Below are 15427 nucleotides of genomic sequence, written 5' to 3'. Positions count from 1 at the left end.
CAGCCTAATCCCCGCGTTCACCACGATAGGGTGCCCAAGGCAAACGGGTTTTTCCTACCGTTACGGTCGTCAAGTCAATAAGTAGCGACTCTTTAGGAAACGCAAGTTTTCGGTTTGTTTTTCGATTGCATTTGCTCACTATGAATTGAAATAGAGCTTTAAATACAGAAAACGGAACGTCTGCAGCTTTACCTGAAAAGCTCGAATAATGTACAGGTGTCAAGCCTATAGAAGCTGCGTGGTCAACGCCCGAACGATAGCTGCCCCACTCCTCAAACGCAGCCACAGACCAATATTGAAGCAGTTGGTACACCGTAAATTTACGTGCTTTGTCTTCGTAGTTTGCAGCTTGTACGATGGGAGCGACTTCTTCTGTCGTTAAAACGAATTGAAGGATGGATAAAAGAATGGTAGACTTTTTCATGAAGTCGCCTCCTTTCGGTTGTTTGTAGGAGTACAAACATTTTACCGATTCGGCGACTCTTTTTCTACCATTTAGTGGTTATTCAACAGGCTTGTAGATATAATATATTAACCCCATTATGTTCCACATAAATATAGTTGGTTGGAGACATCAAACATGACGACTCATAATGAACGGAAATTAAGTGCTATTTTATCGGGCGGCCCTTTGCATATAGAAGAATTCATGAAATTATCCATCAAAATGACCGAATTAGTTCATCAAATTCATCAGCACAACGAAACGATCGGAAATTTGAGTCCCACCACGATCACCGTGGCTTCATCTCCTTTTAGAATGAAGCTCACCGATAACATGTCACAAAACAAGGCGTATCGGTCCCCGGAGCAATCGAATCTGATTGTTCGCAAGCCGGACCGACGAAGCGATCTGTACTCTCTCGGCATGATCTTCTATGAAATGCTGACATGCCGTTTACCTTATGAACCATTGCAACACGAAGACTGGAACTATGTCCATCTCGTATATAAACCGGTCTTGCTTCGTGAAACGGCTCCACATTTGCGGGAATCGGTATTGGAATTAATGATATGGAAATTGTTAGCTAAGAACCCGGATGATCGATATCAAACAACCTACGGGTTACTCATGGATTTGAAGCAGTTTGCTTCTTATATAAACGATGAAGCACCGTCACTCCCTTTCGATATTGGAAAATACGATCTCGTCAGTCGATTTCAGTATCCGGCGAGCCTATTTGGACGCGCTTCGGAACTCGGACAGCTGGAAGCGGCTTTTCGAAGAGCATTTGAGGGCGAGTACGTCTCGCTATCCATAAAGGGAGATAAAGGGACGGGCAAAACTTCACTGGCAGCGTATTTTCGGCGGAGAGTGGATGAGCTTGGTGGGGTATTTATTCAAGCGCGGTGCGAGACGGAGCAACAGAACGTCCCTTTTAAACCTATTCTTCACGTATTAACCGAATGGTTCAAGCAAATGTGGAACTATCCGGCCGATGAGATTAAAGCGATAAAAAGCTGGCTTCAGCGTGAACTGGGGAATGAGACTTCGCTATTGGCAGGGCTGCTGCCAGAGGCGAACCTATTGTGGAAGGATGAAACAAACGTCTCTCTATCCCTGGGAGAATCCGAAAACCGAACGGAAGACATATTGCATACATTGATGCGCTGCATTGCGCAGAACGGATCGCCGCTTATTTTATTTTTGGATGATGCCGAGTGGCTGGATCTCTGGTCCTTAGCGCTTGTCGACCGACTTACGAAGGAACGTACTGTACACGGTATGATGCTAATAACCGCTTCTCGTTCCGAGGATTCCCAGGATGATCGTTCACGTTTCGGGCAAGGCGCGCCTGCCGAACGAATCGTGCTGGAAAACTTGCAATATGATGATGTTAGACAACTGATTTCAGCGATCGTCAGCGATGATTCACATCGCGTGCATACACTGGCGAGGTCGGCCTATCACAGGACGGAGGGTAATCCTGAACGACTCCAAGAGCTATTGACTAGTTGGTATCTTGATAAAAAGCTGTACTATGATACGAAACGGCATCAATGGATGTGGGAGGAAGAAATCATCATCGTTCGGACAGATGAATCAATGCAGGTCATTCGTCTATTCGAGGCTCGTTACCTAACGTATTCGGAACAAACGAAGCTGATACTCGCCGTTGCATCGGTGATGGGCATGCGGTTTCATTCGTCGCTTCTTGCGCGGATTTGCGAGTGCTCCGAGGCGGAAGCGGAACATCACTTGAAGCTGGCCGAGAGCCAAGGCATCATTAGTCGCGACGACGGATCACCGTTAATCACACATAGTGGTTTCGTATACGCTTTTGTTTATTCATCCTTTCAACAGTTTCTCTATACGACGCTCGAAGGAGACCAAGACAAGTGGCATCTCAAGATTGGAAGAGCGATGCACGGCCGGTCATCCAATGAAGAGCCTGCCGTTTTTCTCGCGGCGGTTCATCATTTGAATCGGGGCTTGAAGCGGATGACAGACCCGGAAAAGCGAGAACTGGCAAAGTTGAACGAATGTGCCGGCGAGAAAGCGGTACAACTGCAGAAGTATCAAGAAGCAAAGCGGTTTTATGAACAGGGCTTGAAGCTGGCGTGTCCAGGAGAAGAGGAGCCCGACGAGTTCACTAGCCGGATGATGATGCAATACGCGGCGTGTCTTTACTATTGCGCAGAGGTTGAGCAATCGAGAGCGCAATATTTGAATCTATTGCCTTTTGCTCATCGGTTAAACGACAAGGATCGATCTTTCCTTGCCATTTCTCAAATTAATATGAACGCCCTTGTCGACAATGAGAAAGCGGTGCAATGCGGCCTGGAAGCGTTGACTCGCTATGGCTGGACGGTTCCTCGCTCCGTCTCTAAAGCTAGTCTGCTGAAAGAGATCATCGGGACGCAGCGCGCTCTGCGAAACGTCCGAAACGAGCTGCAACAATTACCTAACGGACAAGATGACGCAGCGTATTTGACGACTGCCGAGATCATATTGAGTGTGAGCCTTCCATGGCTTATTCACAATCCCGCGCAGTTTATCTGGCTAATGACCAGATTTATTCGTTATGGCTTGAATAAAGGGTTGAACGATTCCTTGATCAGCCTGATTTGCATGTATGAAATGATCATTCAAAGATCGATCCCTAACCTGTATAATTTGCTGCCAACGAGAATAATGGAACCGCTGTACTCGGTTAGCGACGTCAGTTCCGTACAGCAATATCGGCTCCCTTTTTTCTTAGGGCTATCCAAGCAATTGGAGTATCCCAAAGAGTCGGCGCAAGATTTACGGAAGGTGATGGGAAGAGCGGTAGAAAGCTCCGACGCGATCACCGCCAACCTAGCTATGATCACTTGCATGATTACGCATAACGAGGGCGTTCGGGAATTGGATGAACTCCTTTCCTACATCCAAGATGAGACGCTGACGATTCCTGACGATAAAACGTTGGCACTTCACTCGGCAGCCAAATTGTACACCGATGCATTAAAGGATGAATCAGCGCTTCTTCGTTACGTGAGCCTGCCTGAACGCTTGGATCGAGTAAATGACGATAACTATAGGTGTATTTGCAAGCTGGAAGCGGCTTATTTAGCGGGAAAACATGCGGAAGCACTGTTTTGGGCCAATCGGGGTAGGGATCTCGAATTTCCGCTGGATTGGGTACAGAATCGCAAATTGCGCATCTATGAAGCGCTATCGTTGGCCGGACTAGCTACGGAAGCAGCTCCGAAGAAAAGGCGCGTCATCATGCGCAAGCTGGAACAACTTTCCCGAAAAATGAAAAAATGGACAGGCATTTTTGGTCGAAGCTCCGCCATGCATGGCTTGATTCACGCGGAATGGAATCGGCTGAGCGGTCGCACCAGCGCCGCACTACTGGCCTATGAAGCAGCTATCACGAAAGCCAAAGAGGAAGGCCACGGGTTGTCGGAAGCGATAGCAAGCGAGCGCTTATCGTGCTTTTATGAGGAGATCGGCAGCCCGATCGGCGCGGCTATCTCGTTAATGAATGCCTGCATGACGTATTCGGATTGGGGTATACTTGCGAAGGTCAACCAACTCCAAGCAAAACGACCGGAACTATGGCGTATGACTGTCGGTCTGCATGGGATGCAAGCTCAATCGCCGATCGAGAGGAATGAATCTGAGACCAAGAAACGTCCACTCCCGTTAACGGATCAAGCCGTTTCGCTCAGCGAGGAAATCATTCTTCAGCAGATTTCAGCTTGGACAGTCGAAGGAGATAATCCGGAGCTTATTCGGAGTTTTCTGGAGACTGCCTGTCGGCAAGTCGGCGCTGATCGAGGCATGCTCATAGATGCTAAAGAGGACAGCTTCCAGGTCGCGGAAACGTTCGGAGCAGACGATTTTTCCGGCAGCGATGGCTTCTTTGCGGAATCTATCGTTCGGCATGTGTTCCAATCCGGCCAGACCATCCGCGTTGGCCATGCGGCATCAAGCTCTTACGCCAAAGATGCGTACATCAGGCAGAATACACCTCAAGCGATCCTATGCATGCCCGTTCATATAGGTGTGGATCAGCGCCCGCAATTACTGTATTTAGAAAATACGCAAATGCAGGGCGTATTCTCGGAAAGAAGTTTAACTATTTTGGAATTGATGGTCAGCCGCGTCGTTTATATGTCATTCCTGAATCAAAGTAAGGCGAATGAACGGGAAGCAGCTCGCTCTTCCGCACGAAGCGAGATGGGAAGACGAGGGCTGGTTGAAGCGCTTACGCCTCGTGAAATGGATGTGCTCATCGTGATAGCCGATGGTCTCTCCAACAAGGAGATTGGCGGTCGTCTAGGAATCAGCGAAGCTACGGTGAAGACGCATATTGTCAACCTCTATGGAAAGATGGAAGTCAAACGCCGAAGTCAGGCAATTGCTCGAGCGAAAGAATTGGGTCTGATCTGAATAAACCTCCGAAAGCAGCCGTTCACCGCGGCTGCTTTTGTGCATCCAAGAAACGTTAGCTTACTCCCCCAAGGACGGCGATAGCCGTTTATGCTTGTGTTTTCTGCATTTATTGGCTGTCTACAACTTTCGGTTGATTTCTCTCCAGCCTCTTTTCAATATACTATGTACGATTCACAATTCGCATTATTCGACACAGGAGGTCTAAGAAGTATGTCTATTTTCGACAATCAGGCAGTACAGCAATCTAGCAAGGGACTTTTCTTAAAATTACTCATCATCGCATTGCTGATCAGCATCATTCAACCGATGTTGATTACACCATCATACGTTTCTGCCGATACGGAGCAAACTGTGCAAGGTGTCTATTCTTTTGGCAATTCTGGTAATGGGCAATTAGGCCGTGCGGGCTATAAAAATACTTCCCCTCAAGAGATCGCGGAAGTAGCCGATATTAAAGGAATCGCAGCGGGATATTACCATTCCCTCGTCTTAACCGAACAAGGAGATGTCTATTCCTTTGGTGGTGGTTATCGTGGGCAATTAGGGCATGGCAGCGATTTGAATGATCGAAGCAGACCAGCGATGATTACAAGTTTACCTGAGGCTAAAGCAGTTGCGGCTGGGCAATATCACTCCCTCGTCTTAACGGCTACGGGCGATGTCTATTCCTTTGGTGGTGGTGGCGGTTACGGCTACGGGCAATTAGGGCATGGTAATAGTAACGCCAAGACAACTCCAACAAAAATCGAAGCATTACCGGAGATTTCAGCAATTGCAGCAGGTGCGAATCATTCTCTTGCTTTAACGGTTACCGGTGCGGTCTATTCCTTTGGTATGGGGGGCTTTGGGCAATTAGGGCATGGCGATTATACGAGCGAGCTCAGTCCGAAAAAAATTGAAGCATTAGAAAATATAAAGGTAACAGCAATCGCGGCTGGGGGATATCATTCCCTTATATTAACAGAGGATGGCGAGGTCTATTCCTTTGGCGGTGCGAATATTAACTATGGACAATTAGGGCATGGCAATACAGATAACGTGTACAGTCCGAAAAAGATCGCTGCTTTAAACGGTATTAAGGTAAAAGCGATTTCAGCCGGGTTTACTCACTCTCTTATATTAACAGAGGATGGCGAGGTCTATTCCTTTGGCGGCGGCAATACTACGTATGCCAGAAACTATGGGCAATTGGGGCATGGCGATACCCTTGACGAGCTCAGTCCGAAAAAAATAGCTGCTTTAGACAATGTGGAGGTATCAGCGATCTCAGCCGGAGGAACCTTTTCCCTCGTCTTAACGACAGACGGTGATGTTTATTCCTTTGGTGCAGGGTATGTGGGGCAATTAGGGCATGGCAACACGATGGACGAGACCCTTCCTAAAAAAATTGAATTCCAAAGAAAGGTTTCAGCAATAGCTGCTGGATCTGATCACGCGCTCATGCTTTCCACAATTGACAGTAGAATTAGCCCTGTTTATGATTATTTTGATAAATATGTACCCGAGCAAGCAGACATAACGGTAACTATGCAATTGAATGGTCATACATTTACAGGCATTATGAATGGATCAACCTTATTAGAAGAAGACAGCGAGTACACATTAAACGGCTCAACCGTCACAATTAAAAAGGAATATTTGAGTACGTTAGAAGAGGACACATCTGCAACTTTGACCTTTTTGTTCGGCTCAAGTGCATCGAAAAGCTTATCGATTAATATATATGACAGCGCGCCAGATGATGCTAACTTGACTGATCTCCAAGTGAATGGAACGACAGTAACAAACTTTGCATCAGGACAAACCGGTCCCTATCCTGTAAGCATCCCATATGCTCAAACATCAGTAACCATTACGTACACGACATCCGATCCTGATGCTGCCGTTCAAGTGGAAGGGAACTCCAATCTTGCGGTAGGAGAAAATACCGTTACCGTAACCTCACAAAAGGGGAATCCAAAGGTATACACGATCATCGTTACTCGTGCTGCTGAACCAACCAATAATGGTGGCGGCCCGACACCGACACCGACACCGACACCAACACCAACACCAACACCAACACCAACACCAACACCAACACCGACATCTCCTGGTGCTTCAGGCGGTGGTGGAGGCTCAACATCAACATCGACACCAACACCAACACCAACACCGACACCGACACCAACACCAACACCAACACCAACACCGACAGATGCTTCGACTGATGAGGTGCAGTTTTCTGATATCGCTGGCCATTGGGCCGAAGAGCAAATTCAGCAAGCTGCACGCCAGGGAATTGTTACTGGTTATGTAGATAAAACGTTCAAACCGAATGCACGAATTACGCGTGCCGAATTTACAGTGATGTTAATGAATGCCCTCAAATCGACAGGAGACGGCGCAGCGCTCAACTTTAGTGATAACGACAAGATTGGCGCATGGGCACAACATGCGGTAGCTCAATCTGTAGCTGCAGGGATCGTGGCCGGTTATAACGATGAATCATTCCGTCCATCCGCTAACATCACACGTTTGGAATTGGCGGTCATGATTGCTCGGGCATTTGGAGCAAGCCTGGCACCCGTAGATTCTACAGGTTTTGTAGATGACAAGGATATTCCGGCATGGGCAAAGCCAGCCATTCTAGCGGTTAGAGAAGCGGGAATTGTTACGGGCATTGGTAATAACGTGTTCTCGCCTGGTGCGACTGCTACGAGAGCAGAAGCAATCACAATGATTATGAATCTGCTAAAGGCGAAGTGAGGATCAACCGACTCCATAATTTGATTTGGAATAGATCAAAACACCTTCAAGAAAAGTAATCAGCAATGAAACTCAGGAATCCCGTTGCTCTGTACATGCACAAAGTTCCAGATCTGAAACCATTTTCAGAGTATAACCGACAGCTAGAGTGATTGGAGCCCGGATAGAGGGAATCCGGTGGCGGTGGGGGGAACGAAGAGAAGGCTTAATCGGTATAATAGTATGTAACTTGAAGTACATCGCTAATGTGGCGGTGTACTTTTTTGCGTTGCGCTCGGGAACGTCGAATTCAACATGAAATCAACGATACTATCGTGAGTGACGTTCGTTTTTATTAAACTGGTTGTTGCCATAGTCGAAGTGATAGACCATCTCAATCGTGAAGAGCAGCAATTCAACAAGAATAATCAGGACAATTCTCACAGTACTCTAATATTCTAAACAAGAGGTGAATTATGGGATAGTTACATTTACATTAGGAATAACAGTGAAAAAATCTTTGCGAACAGCTTTCTTTGGAACTTATTGCTACTAGACTCTCCTTTTCTTCATACATGGAGTATGTCAGGAAGAGGCGTTTGTCCTTGTATATGCCATGATTGAAAGGGGGACGGAGGCTTCCAATATCTTTTGGGAATCGAGGTTACAAGCTTCGACAATACTCCGACCGAAAGTGTTGCAAAACATATCCCTTTAGCACATACGCCGTTTTTACAACGCCAAAAGTTCCACGGGACTTTTTTGTTTCATCAAACGTCTTGGGACTTTATTTTTAAGATGTGCTTGCATCGGTCCGAGTGTGAAATATAACGATCTGGCTAACGAAATACAAGGGCTATAAAGGTAGTTTAATATAGATAGATTGCACACTTGCAACTGTTAATGTTTTAAACTGCCAAGAGATGGCGGAGACGGAGAGCGTCCAGAACGCAAATTCGGTGGCCGCAAAGGTGGACGTAACAAACGCCGTAAAGTTTGCTTCTTCACCGTGAACAAAATCACTAAAGTTGATTATAAAGACACGGACCTGCTTAAAAAGTTTATCAGCGAGCGCGGCAAAATTTTGCCACGTCGTGTAACTGGAACAAGCGCGAAGTACCAACGCCTGCTGACTGTTGCGATCAAACGTTCGCGTCAAGTAGCATTGCTGCCGTACACTACAGAATAGATTTTTCTATTCAAAAGAAGTCTGCCTGAGATTCGTCTCGGCAGGCTTCTTTTTTTTAAATATAGGAAAGCATATGATCTTCCCATCCTTTCTCTATATTTCTCGGAATGAAACGCGCCGCGCCGCCAGAGGACGGCGACAGCCATTTCACCTTGTGCCTATTTACGATGGGTGATTCGTGTATGATGAATAAAAGAAAAAAAGAGACCCACAGCAACGGGCTGTGGGTCTAGGCATTTATATTAATTAAAAGGGGGGTTGAGTACTAGTATAGAGGTTGTTTATTAAAACAAGATGAAGAGAACTTTGCAAATACATTACTAATCATTGCAAGTCATTTCACGTTATTTCAAGCCTGTGGGGCGACACTGGGAACGGATGCTTGCTCGTGGCTGCTGGACAGCTTGCGTGAAAGCACAATCAAAATCACAGCAAGCAACACGCCCAATGCGCCAATCCACGTAATGCTAGGCAAGGAGACTTTGGCGACGATTAGTCCGCCTGCGCTTGCACCGACAGCCATCGCCAGCTGCAGTACGGAAGTATTCAGGCTGAGCATGATGCTCGATGCGCCCGGAGCAAGGGTCAGTAAATTGTATTGCTGTGTAGGTCCGGATGACCAAGCAGCAAATGACCACAGCATAAGCAGCGGGAAAACAATAACAGAAGAGCTGGAACTGAAGGAAATGAGCAGCAGAGCAGCAGCATGAACGAGCATGCCGCCCATTAACGTACGCTTCACGCCCCATTTATCTGTGCTGAAGCCGCCTAGCTTGGAGCCAATCAGGCTGGCTACCCCAAAACCGAACAAGGCGATGCTGAGTGTTTTTTCGCTCATAGAAGTGACTTGCAGAAGGTAGGGCGAAATGTACGTATAGGGAATCGAGTAGCCGGTTATCCATAAAAAAGTGACACCTAGAGCAGCGGCTATTTTTGGAGTTTTGAGCAGAGCCAGCTGCTCGCGAAGCGGTACAGAAGGCTCGCCATCATATCTTGGAATAGCAAATGCAATAACAAGGATGGCAAGCAAACCGAGTACGCCGATGCCACCGAAGACGCTTTTCCAGTCATAAGAGGCTGCTACCATACGGCCAATTGGAATGCCGATGATAAGCGCGGCAGTAAACCCCGTTACGACGGTAGCGAGTGCGCTGGCCTGTTTGCCTGGCGGTGCCATTTTTGTAGCAAGTGTTAGTGATGTTACAACGACGACGCCTGCCCCAAGCGCCATAATGATGCGTGCGGCAATGAAATAGCCGAAGCCTGGAAGAGCGATGGCAAGCAAGTTGCCAAGCACGAAGACGACCATCGCATACATGAGCAGCTTGCGGCGTTCAATCCGTCCCGTCATGGCCATCAGAATAGGGGTGCCAAGCGCGTAAGTAAGTGAGAAGAAGGTGATGAGCTGGCCTGCGGCACTGACTGATACGCCAATATCCTCCGCGATTTTATCCAGTATCCCCGCAATGACGTATTCCGAAGTTCCAACCAAAAAACTAATTAAAGCAAGCAAATAAATTTTCCATGTGTTTGACAGCATGATGATAGTCCTCTCCACTTATATTTTTATATTTCTAAAAATATAGAAATTAAAATCAAAGAAATTAAGCCAGCAAATAAGGAGCGTATTTCTGTATAACGTCCATATCCGGGCTGTAGTAAATAAACGTACCTTCCTTGCGCATCTTTAACAGGCCGCATTCGGACAGCTGCTTCAAATGATGAGAAAGCGTAGAGCTTGCAACCATCTCTAATTGCTGTCCAAGCATGCTGCAGCACTGGTCAGGCTGCTTGGCGAGCAGTTGAGCGATTTTAAACCGAGTCGGCTCTCCGAGCGCTTTATAAACTTTTACGGCGGCTTGCGCCGCTTCCTGTTCCTCCACGGTCTAGCCCCTCCTCCAATAGTATTTCTATATCTGTAGAAATAAGGCTATCATATTGGCAAGTAATAAGTAAAGCTTTAATTTTAAGAAGGAGTGAGGTGGGATTTTCTTTACAATAACCCCCCTAGGGGGATAAGATGAGGAGAATATGCGAAACAAACGGGAGGCTTGAGATGTGATGCTGGATGCTCATCAGACCGGAATAACGACACGGCGGGAAAAAATAAAGATCATATTGGCGCTTGCTGTGCCGACGATGATTGAGAATTTTTTGCTCACTATAGTTGGATTTATCGATACGTTGTTTGTATCTAGAATCGGTCTGAATGAGGTGGCTGCCGTTGGGGTTGGCAACACCGTTATAGCCGTCTATATAGCGTTATTTATAGCTTTGGGAATTGGCACCTCCTCTCTAATAGCCCGAGCAGTAGGAGCAGGGGATTTCGCCAAAGCGAAGGCCATTGCAAGGCAGTCGACATGGATATCGGCGTGTACAGGCCTAGCGTTAGGGCTCGTTAGTTTATTTTTCGCGGAGTCTATTTTGCGTTTAATGGGAGCGGCACCGGATGTTCTGGCACAGGGGGTCATCTATTTTCAAATTGTCGCGGTGCCTTCCTTGTTTATATCACTTATGGCGATCTTCGGCAGCATTTTGCGTTCTGCGGGCGATACGAGAACACCGATGATCGTTGGCATATGGGTCAATCTCATTCATATTGTGCTGGATTATGTGCTCATATTTGGCATTGGGAGCTGGCAAGGCTGGGGAATTGCCGGTGCAGGCTGGGCGACCTCCATAGTCCGCGTTATTGGAACAGTGGTGTTGTACAAATACATACAGAAATCAAAGCTTTCTTTTTCCCTATTTAAAAAACAATCTGCGCAGAGCTACACGTATCCGCTATTAGCCTTAGCCTTGCCCGCCGCTGCAGAACGGCTGATTATGCGCGTCGGACAAATGTTTTATTTAGGACTCGTTATTCGGATTAGTACCGAAGTATATGCTGCGCATTTGATAGCAGGCAATGTCATTGCGCTATCTTATTTGCCCGGTTATGGCTTGGCGGTAGCGGCTACAACGCTTGTCGGTCAGCAATTGGGAGCGGGGCGAGCGCGGGATAGCTATGAATATGGGCTGCTGACTGCATGGATAGCCGTTGTGTTCATGACCTTAATAGGCATTGTATTCTGGCTTGGCTCAGGAATAGCTGCAAGTTGGTTTACAGGCGACATCGTCATCGTTGAGATGGTTCGTACTGCCCTCGGAATTGATGCGTTTGCTCAGCCGTTTCTGGCGATAAGCCTAGTCATTGCAGGAGCTCTGCAAGGGGCAGGCGACACGAAGAGCCCCATGTATAGTACAATCATTGGTATATGGGGAATACGAGTGCTGGGCATTTATGTGCTGTGCTTGCATTTTCAGATGGGTATTGCAGGCGTCTGGCTGGTCAGCGCGATTGATCAACTGATGCGATCTGTTTATTTGATGCAGCGTTTCAAGTCTCGACTGCATGCGGAGCAGGCGATCCCTCGAGGTGAGTAGAGGAGGATGTACATTGGAGCAGGATCATACACACACGCATACACATACGCATGAACATAAGCATCGCAAACAAATTATTAATCGCTTGGCTCGTATTGAAGGGCATGTTCGATCGGTGAAGGAAATGACGACTGATGGACGCGACTGCTCGGATATTTTGCTGCAGATCGCGGCGGTGCGCAAGGCGCTCGATAATGCGGCCAAGCTGCTGCTTAAGGATCATTTGGAAAGCTGTGTGGTGGATGCGATTCACCATGGGGAGAAGAAAACGCTGGAGGATTTGAATAAGGCGCTGGAGCATTTTATACGCTAGCCCTAACTGCTTACGGGATACAGAGGGATACGGATACCTGATAAACAGTGAACGGTTACCAGTTAACAGTAAGATAAGCCGTGTTTCTCTACTGAAGAGAAGCACGGCTTGTTTTATGTGTATTTTTTCTATACGGCTATTCGGTCTTTCTTCGGGTGAACGCCAGCATAAGGAAGGAAATTAGAACAATGGCCATCGTCCATGCCCAGGCCATCGTCATATTTCCCCCGTCTACGGCGACGTAGATCGCGGTTGGTACCGTCTGCGTAACACCTGGAATGTTGCCAGCAATCATGAGCGTAGCGCCAAACTCACCGAGCGCTCTGGCGAAGCCGAGTATATAAGCGCTGATAAGTGATGGCCATACAAGCGGCAGCGTAATATAGCGAAAAATCTGCCATTCGTGGCCGCCCATGGAGCGGCCCGCATCCTCAAGATGATGATCTACTCCTGAGAAGCCAACCTTCATCGTCTGGTAGACGAGGGGGAAGGCAACGACAATGGAAGCGATAACCGCCGCCCACCAGGTAAAAATGACCGGTGCATGAAATACCCATTCAATCAGCTTGCCCATCCAGCCCCTGCGGCCCAGCAACACAAGCAGCAGGAAACCAATGACTGTAGGCGGCAGCACGAGCGGCAGCATGAATAGCGTTTCAAGCAGCAGCTTGCCTTTGAACTTTGCTTTCGACATCCATTTTGCAATGACGACTCCAAGCAAAAGGGTTACAACACTCGATAGTAAGGCAACCTGAAGAGAAAGCCGGATCGGCGTCCAAAATGCGGGCCAATCTATGCCTGCCCCAATCATTGCGCTGCGGAGAACCCGTATTTAGTGAATACGTTCATCGCATCGGCTGTTTGCAGGTAAGCGTAAAAAGCTTCTGCTTCGCTTTGATGCTTTGTTTCTTTTACAATACCGATTGGATATACAATGGGTGTGTAAGTTGCCGGGTCAACAGCAGCAGCGATTGTGACTTTATCGGAAGTCAAAGCATCTGTACGATAGACGAAACCAGCGTCTACATTGCCTGTTTCTACATATTGCAGTACTTGGCGCACATCTTTCGCTTGGACAAGCTTGGATTGCAAGCTATCCCACAGCTTAGCGTTCGTCAAAGCTTCCATTGCATAGTTGCCGGCAGGAACGCTTTCTGGAATACCGATTGCGATTTTGCCAAGGGTATCCTGGCTGAGATCAGCAATAGCTGCTACTTGAACTTTGCTGTCAGCTCCCGTTACAATAACGAGTTCATTGGCCAGCAGCTTCTTTTGCTGATCTTCGCCAATAAAGCCGCCTTCAACGAGCGCCTTCAGGTTTTTGGAAGAAGCCGAAAGGAACAAATCAGCGGGAGCTCCTTGCTCGATTTGCTGCTGCAATGCGCCAGAAGCGCCGAAGTTAAAGTTTAAGGAAATAGATGGATTTGCAGCTTCATAAGCTTGCTTGATTTCTTGCAGGGCATCCGTCAAGCTGGCAGCAGCGGAAATCGTTAAAGCTACGTTTTCGATAGGTGCGGCAGCTTCGCTCGCTTGCGGCGATGCCGATTCTACAACAGCAGGGCTAGGACTGCTTGTGCTTGTATCCGTTGCAGCCGTTCCGGTATTGTTCGCGCCACACGCCGCGCATACTAGCAGCACAGCCAACATGAAAAATAGTACAGCAGGTTTCTTGAAATGTGTAAACATAAACTCTCCTCCAAATATGGTTTGTTATATCTATTTATATCTAAATATCATTATAGACTGGTGTCAATTCTACTGTAAAGGGAGATGGGATGTTTGAAATATATTATGCTACAATTAAAGGTATGAAAATAATGACCAAATTCAGCCCGCAACCTAGGCTGAGCGAGGCTAAGGAGATCCAATATGTCCGCTGACATCTCATATACAACTGAAGAAATCGCCAAGCTATTAAAAATTTCCAAGCTCACGGTATACGATTTAATTAAAAAAGGAGAGCTGCCGTCCTACCGGGTAGGGAAGCAGATGCGAATTGATGCTTCCGATCTGGAAGCATACAAGCTGCGGGCTAAAGGCCTCCAGGCTAATATGCCTGCCAGCAAGTCAACAGCTTCCCAGCATCAAGGTACTCCACACGTGTACGCACAGGATTTATCGGACAGAAGCGCTGCCTCAGCAGCTGCTGGCGGGGGACGTCCTATCGTCATTACCGGACAAGATATGAGCCTAGATATTCTAGCCAAGCATATCGAGCGGGAGGGCTTGGGGCTGCGCCCGCTGCGCTCCTACGTCGGCAGTATGGACAGCCTAGTATCGATGTATAGAGGAGAATCTGACATTGTCAGCACGCATTTGCTGGATGGCGATACAGGGGAATATAACGTTCCCTATATTCGTAAACTATTGATTGGAGCACCTTATATCGTTGTGCATTTGCTGACGAGAAGCGCGGGCTTGTTCGTGCAAAAGGGAAATCCGCTTAAGCTGGCAAGCTGGGCCGATTTGGCGAAGCCGGGACTGCGCCTTATCAACCGCGAGCGCGGTGCCGGCGCACGCGTGCTGCTCGATGAGCAGCTGAGGCTGCACCATATTCCGGCAGCTTCCATAACGGGCTATGACCAGGAGCAGACGAATCATCTTGGAGTAGCTGCGCAGGTTGCGTCAGGCGAGGCCGATGTGGGTATTGGAACGGAGAGGGCTGCAGCGAACGTTTCCCGCGTTACCTATATTCCGCTTGTTCAGGAGCAATATGACTTGGTTATGTTGAAGAAGCCGGACAATCAAGTTTTTATTCATGCGGTCATTCGCATTTTACAGTCGCAAAGCTTCAAGCAGGAGCTGGGAGCTATCGAAGGGTATGATTTAACCCGTACCGGGGAAATTACCGCGGAAAGCTGAGAACATCAAAAGCAGGAAGAAG

At 47.6% G+C, this 15427-nt stretch carries 11 protein-coding genes; 6 read left to right on the top strand and 5 right to left on the bottom strand.

Annotation, left to right across the window (positions count from 1 at the left end; all coding sequences use genetic code 11):
* Positions 1-4: 4 nt before the first annotated feature.
* Positions 5-424, bottom strand: a complete 420-nt coding sequence (locus ACSR9A_RS05440; RefSeq protein ID WP_473756079.1) for a transposase — start codon at positions 422-424, stop codon at positions 5-7.
* A gap of 156 nt (positions 425-580) precedes the next feature.
* Here ACSR9A_RS05440 and ACSR9A_RS05435 point away from each other — a divergent pair, with 156 nt between their 5' ends.
* From ACSR9A_RS05435 to rpsR, 3 genes are all read left to right on the top strand, one after another.
* Positions 581-4885 carry an AAA family ATPase gene (locus tag ACSR9A_RS05435; protein WP_473756078.1) on the top strand — a complete coding sequence of 1435 codons (4305 nt, stop codon included), beginning with the start codon at positions 581-583 and terminating at the stop codon, positions 4883-4885.
* Between the two features lie 213 nt (positions 4886-5098).
* Positions 5099-7636, top strand: coding sequence for an RCC1 domain-containing protein (locus tag ACSR9A_RS05430; protein WP_473756077.1), 2538 nt, complete (start codon positions 5099-5101; stop codon positions 7634-7636).
* An 892-nt stretch (positions 7637-8528) separates the two neighbouring features.
* Complete coding sequence (gene rpsR / locus ACSR9A_RS05425; protein WP_473756116.1) at positions 8529-8804, top strand: 30S ribosomal protein S18; 276 nt, start codon at positions 8529-8531, stop codon at positions 8802-8804.
* Between the two features lie 349 nt (positions 8805-9153).
* On the opposite strand, the gene ACSR9A_RS05420 is transcribed toward rpsR, so the two are convergent.
* On the bottom strand, positions 9154-10341 hold the full coding sequence (locus ACSR9A_RS05420; protein ID WP_473756115.1) for an MFS transporter: 1188 nt from the start codon (positions 10339-10341) through the stop codon (positions 9154-9156).
* Between the two features lie 67 nt (positions 10342-10408).
* Positions 10409-10687: an ArsR/SmtB family transcription factor gene (locus tag ACSR9A_RS05415; protein WP_473756076.1), complete on the bottom strand. Its 279-nt coding sequence runs from the start codon at positions 10685-10687 to the stop codon at positions 10409-10411.
* Between the two features lie 178 nt (positions 10688-10865).
* On the opposite strand from ACSR9A_RS05415, the gene ACSR9A_RS05410 reads away from it, so the two are divergent.
* Positions 10866-12230: an MATE family efflux transporter gene (locus ACSR9A_RS05410; protein WP_473756114.1), complete on the top strand. Its 1365-nt coding sequence runs from the start codon at positions 10866-10868 to the stop codon at positions 12228-12230.
* Between the two features lie 13 nt (positions 12231-12243).
* The gene (locus tag ACSR9A_RS05405; protein WP_473756075.1) at positions 12244-12543 is read left to right on the top strand and encodes a metal-sensing transcriptional repressor; all 300 of its coding nucleotides are present in this window, start codon (positions 12244-12246) and stop codon (positions 12541-12543) included.
* Positions 12544-12679: 136 nt separating this feature from the next.
* Here ACSR9A_RS05405 and modB read toward each other — a convergent pair whose 3' ends face one another.
* Both modB and modA read right to left on the bottom strand, forming a co-directional pair.
* The gene (modB, locus tag ACSR9A_RS05400; protein ID WP_473756074.1) at positions 12680-13354 is read right to left on the bottom strand and encodes a molybdate ABC transporter permease subunit; all 675 of its coding nucleotides are present in this window, start codon (positions 13352-13354) and stop codon (positions 12680-12682) included.
* Complete coding sequence (gene modA / locus ACSR9A_RS05395; RefSeq protein WP_473756073.1) at positions 13351-14229, bottom strand: molybdate ABC transporter substrate-binding protein; 879 nt, start codon at positions 14227-14229, stop codon at positions 13351-13353. Before modA ends, modB begins: the two co-directional genes overlap by 4 nt.
* 183 nt (positions 14230-14412) lie before the next feature.
* On the opposite strand from modA, the gene ACSR9A_RS05390 reads away from it, so the two are divergent.
* A complete protein-coding gene (locus tag ACSR9A_RS05390; RefSeq protein WP_473756072.1) occupies positions 14413-15405 on the top strand; it encodes a substrate-binding domain-containing protein in 993 nt (330 codons plus the stop codon).
* The last annotated feature ends 22 nt before the right edge of the window (positions 15406-15427 follow it).

It is taken from the genome of Paenibacillus sp. R-74696, assembly GCF_055814915.1.
Note: the sequence above shows the minus strand (reverse complement) of the source record. Positions and strands in the feature narration are given on the sequence as shown.

Coding starts and splice junctions, on each gene's coding strand:
- ACSR9A_RS05440 (WP_473756079.1), bottom strand. CDS start 424: ATGAAAAAGTCTACCATTCTTTTATCCATCCTTCAATTCGTTTTAACG.
- ACSR9A_RS05435 (WP_473756078.1), top strand. CDS start 581: ATGACGACTCATAATGAACGGAAATTAAGTGCTATTTTATCGGGCGGC.
- ACSR9A_RS05430 (WP_473756077.1), top strand. CDS start 5,099: ATGTCTATTTTCGACAATCAGGCAGTACAGCAATCTAGCAAGGGACTT.
- ACSR9A_RS05410 (WP_473756114.1), top strand. CDS start 10,866: ATGCTGGATGCTCATCAGACCGGAATAACGACACGGCGGGAAAAAATA.
- modB (WP_473756074.1), bottom strand. CDS start 13,354: ATGATTGGGGCAGGCATAGATTGGCCCGCATTTTGGACGCCGATCCGG.
- modA (WP_473756073.1), bottom strand. CDS start 14,229: ATGTTTACACATTTCAAGAAACCTGCTGTACTATTTTTCATGTTGGCT.
- ACSR9A_RS05390 (WP_473756072.1), top strand. CDS start 14,413: ATGTCCGCTGACATCTCATATACAACTGAAGAAATCGCCAAGCTATTA.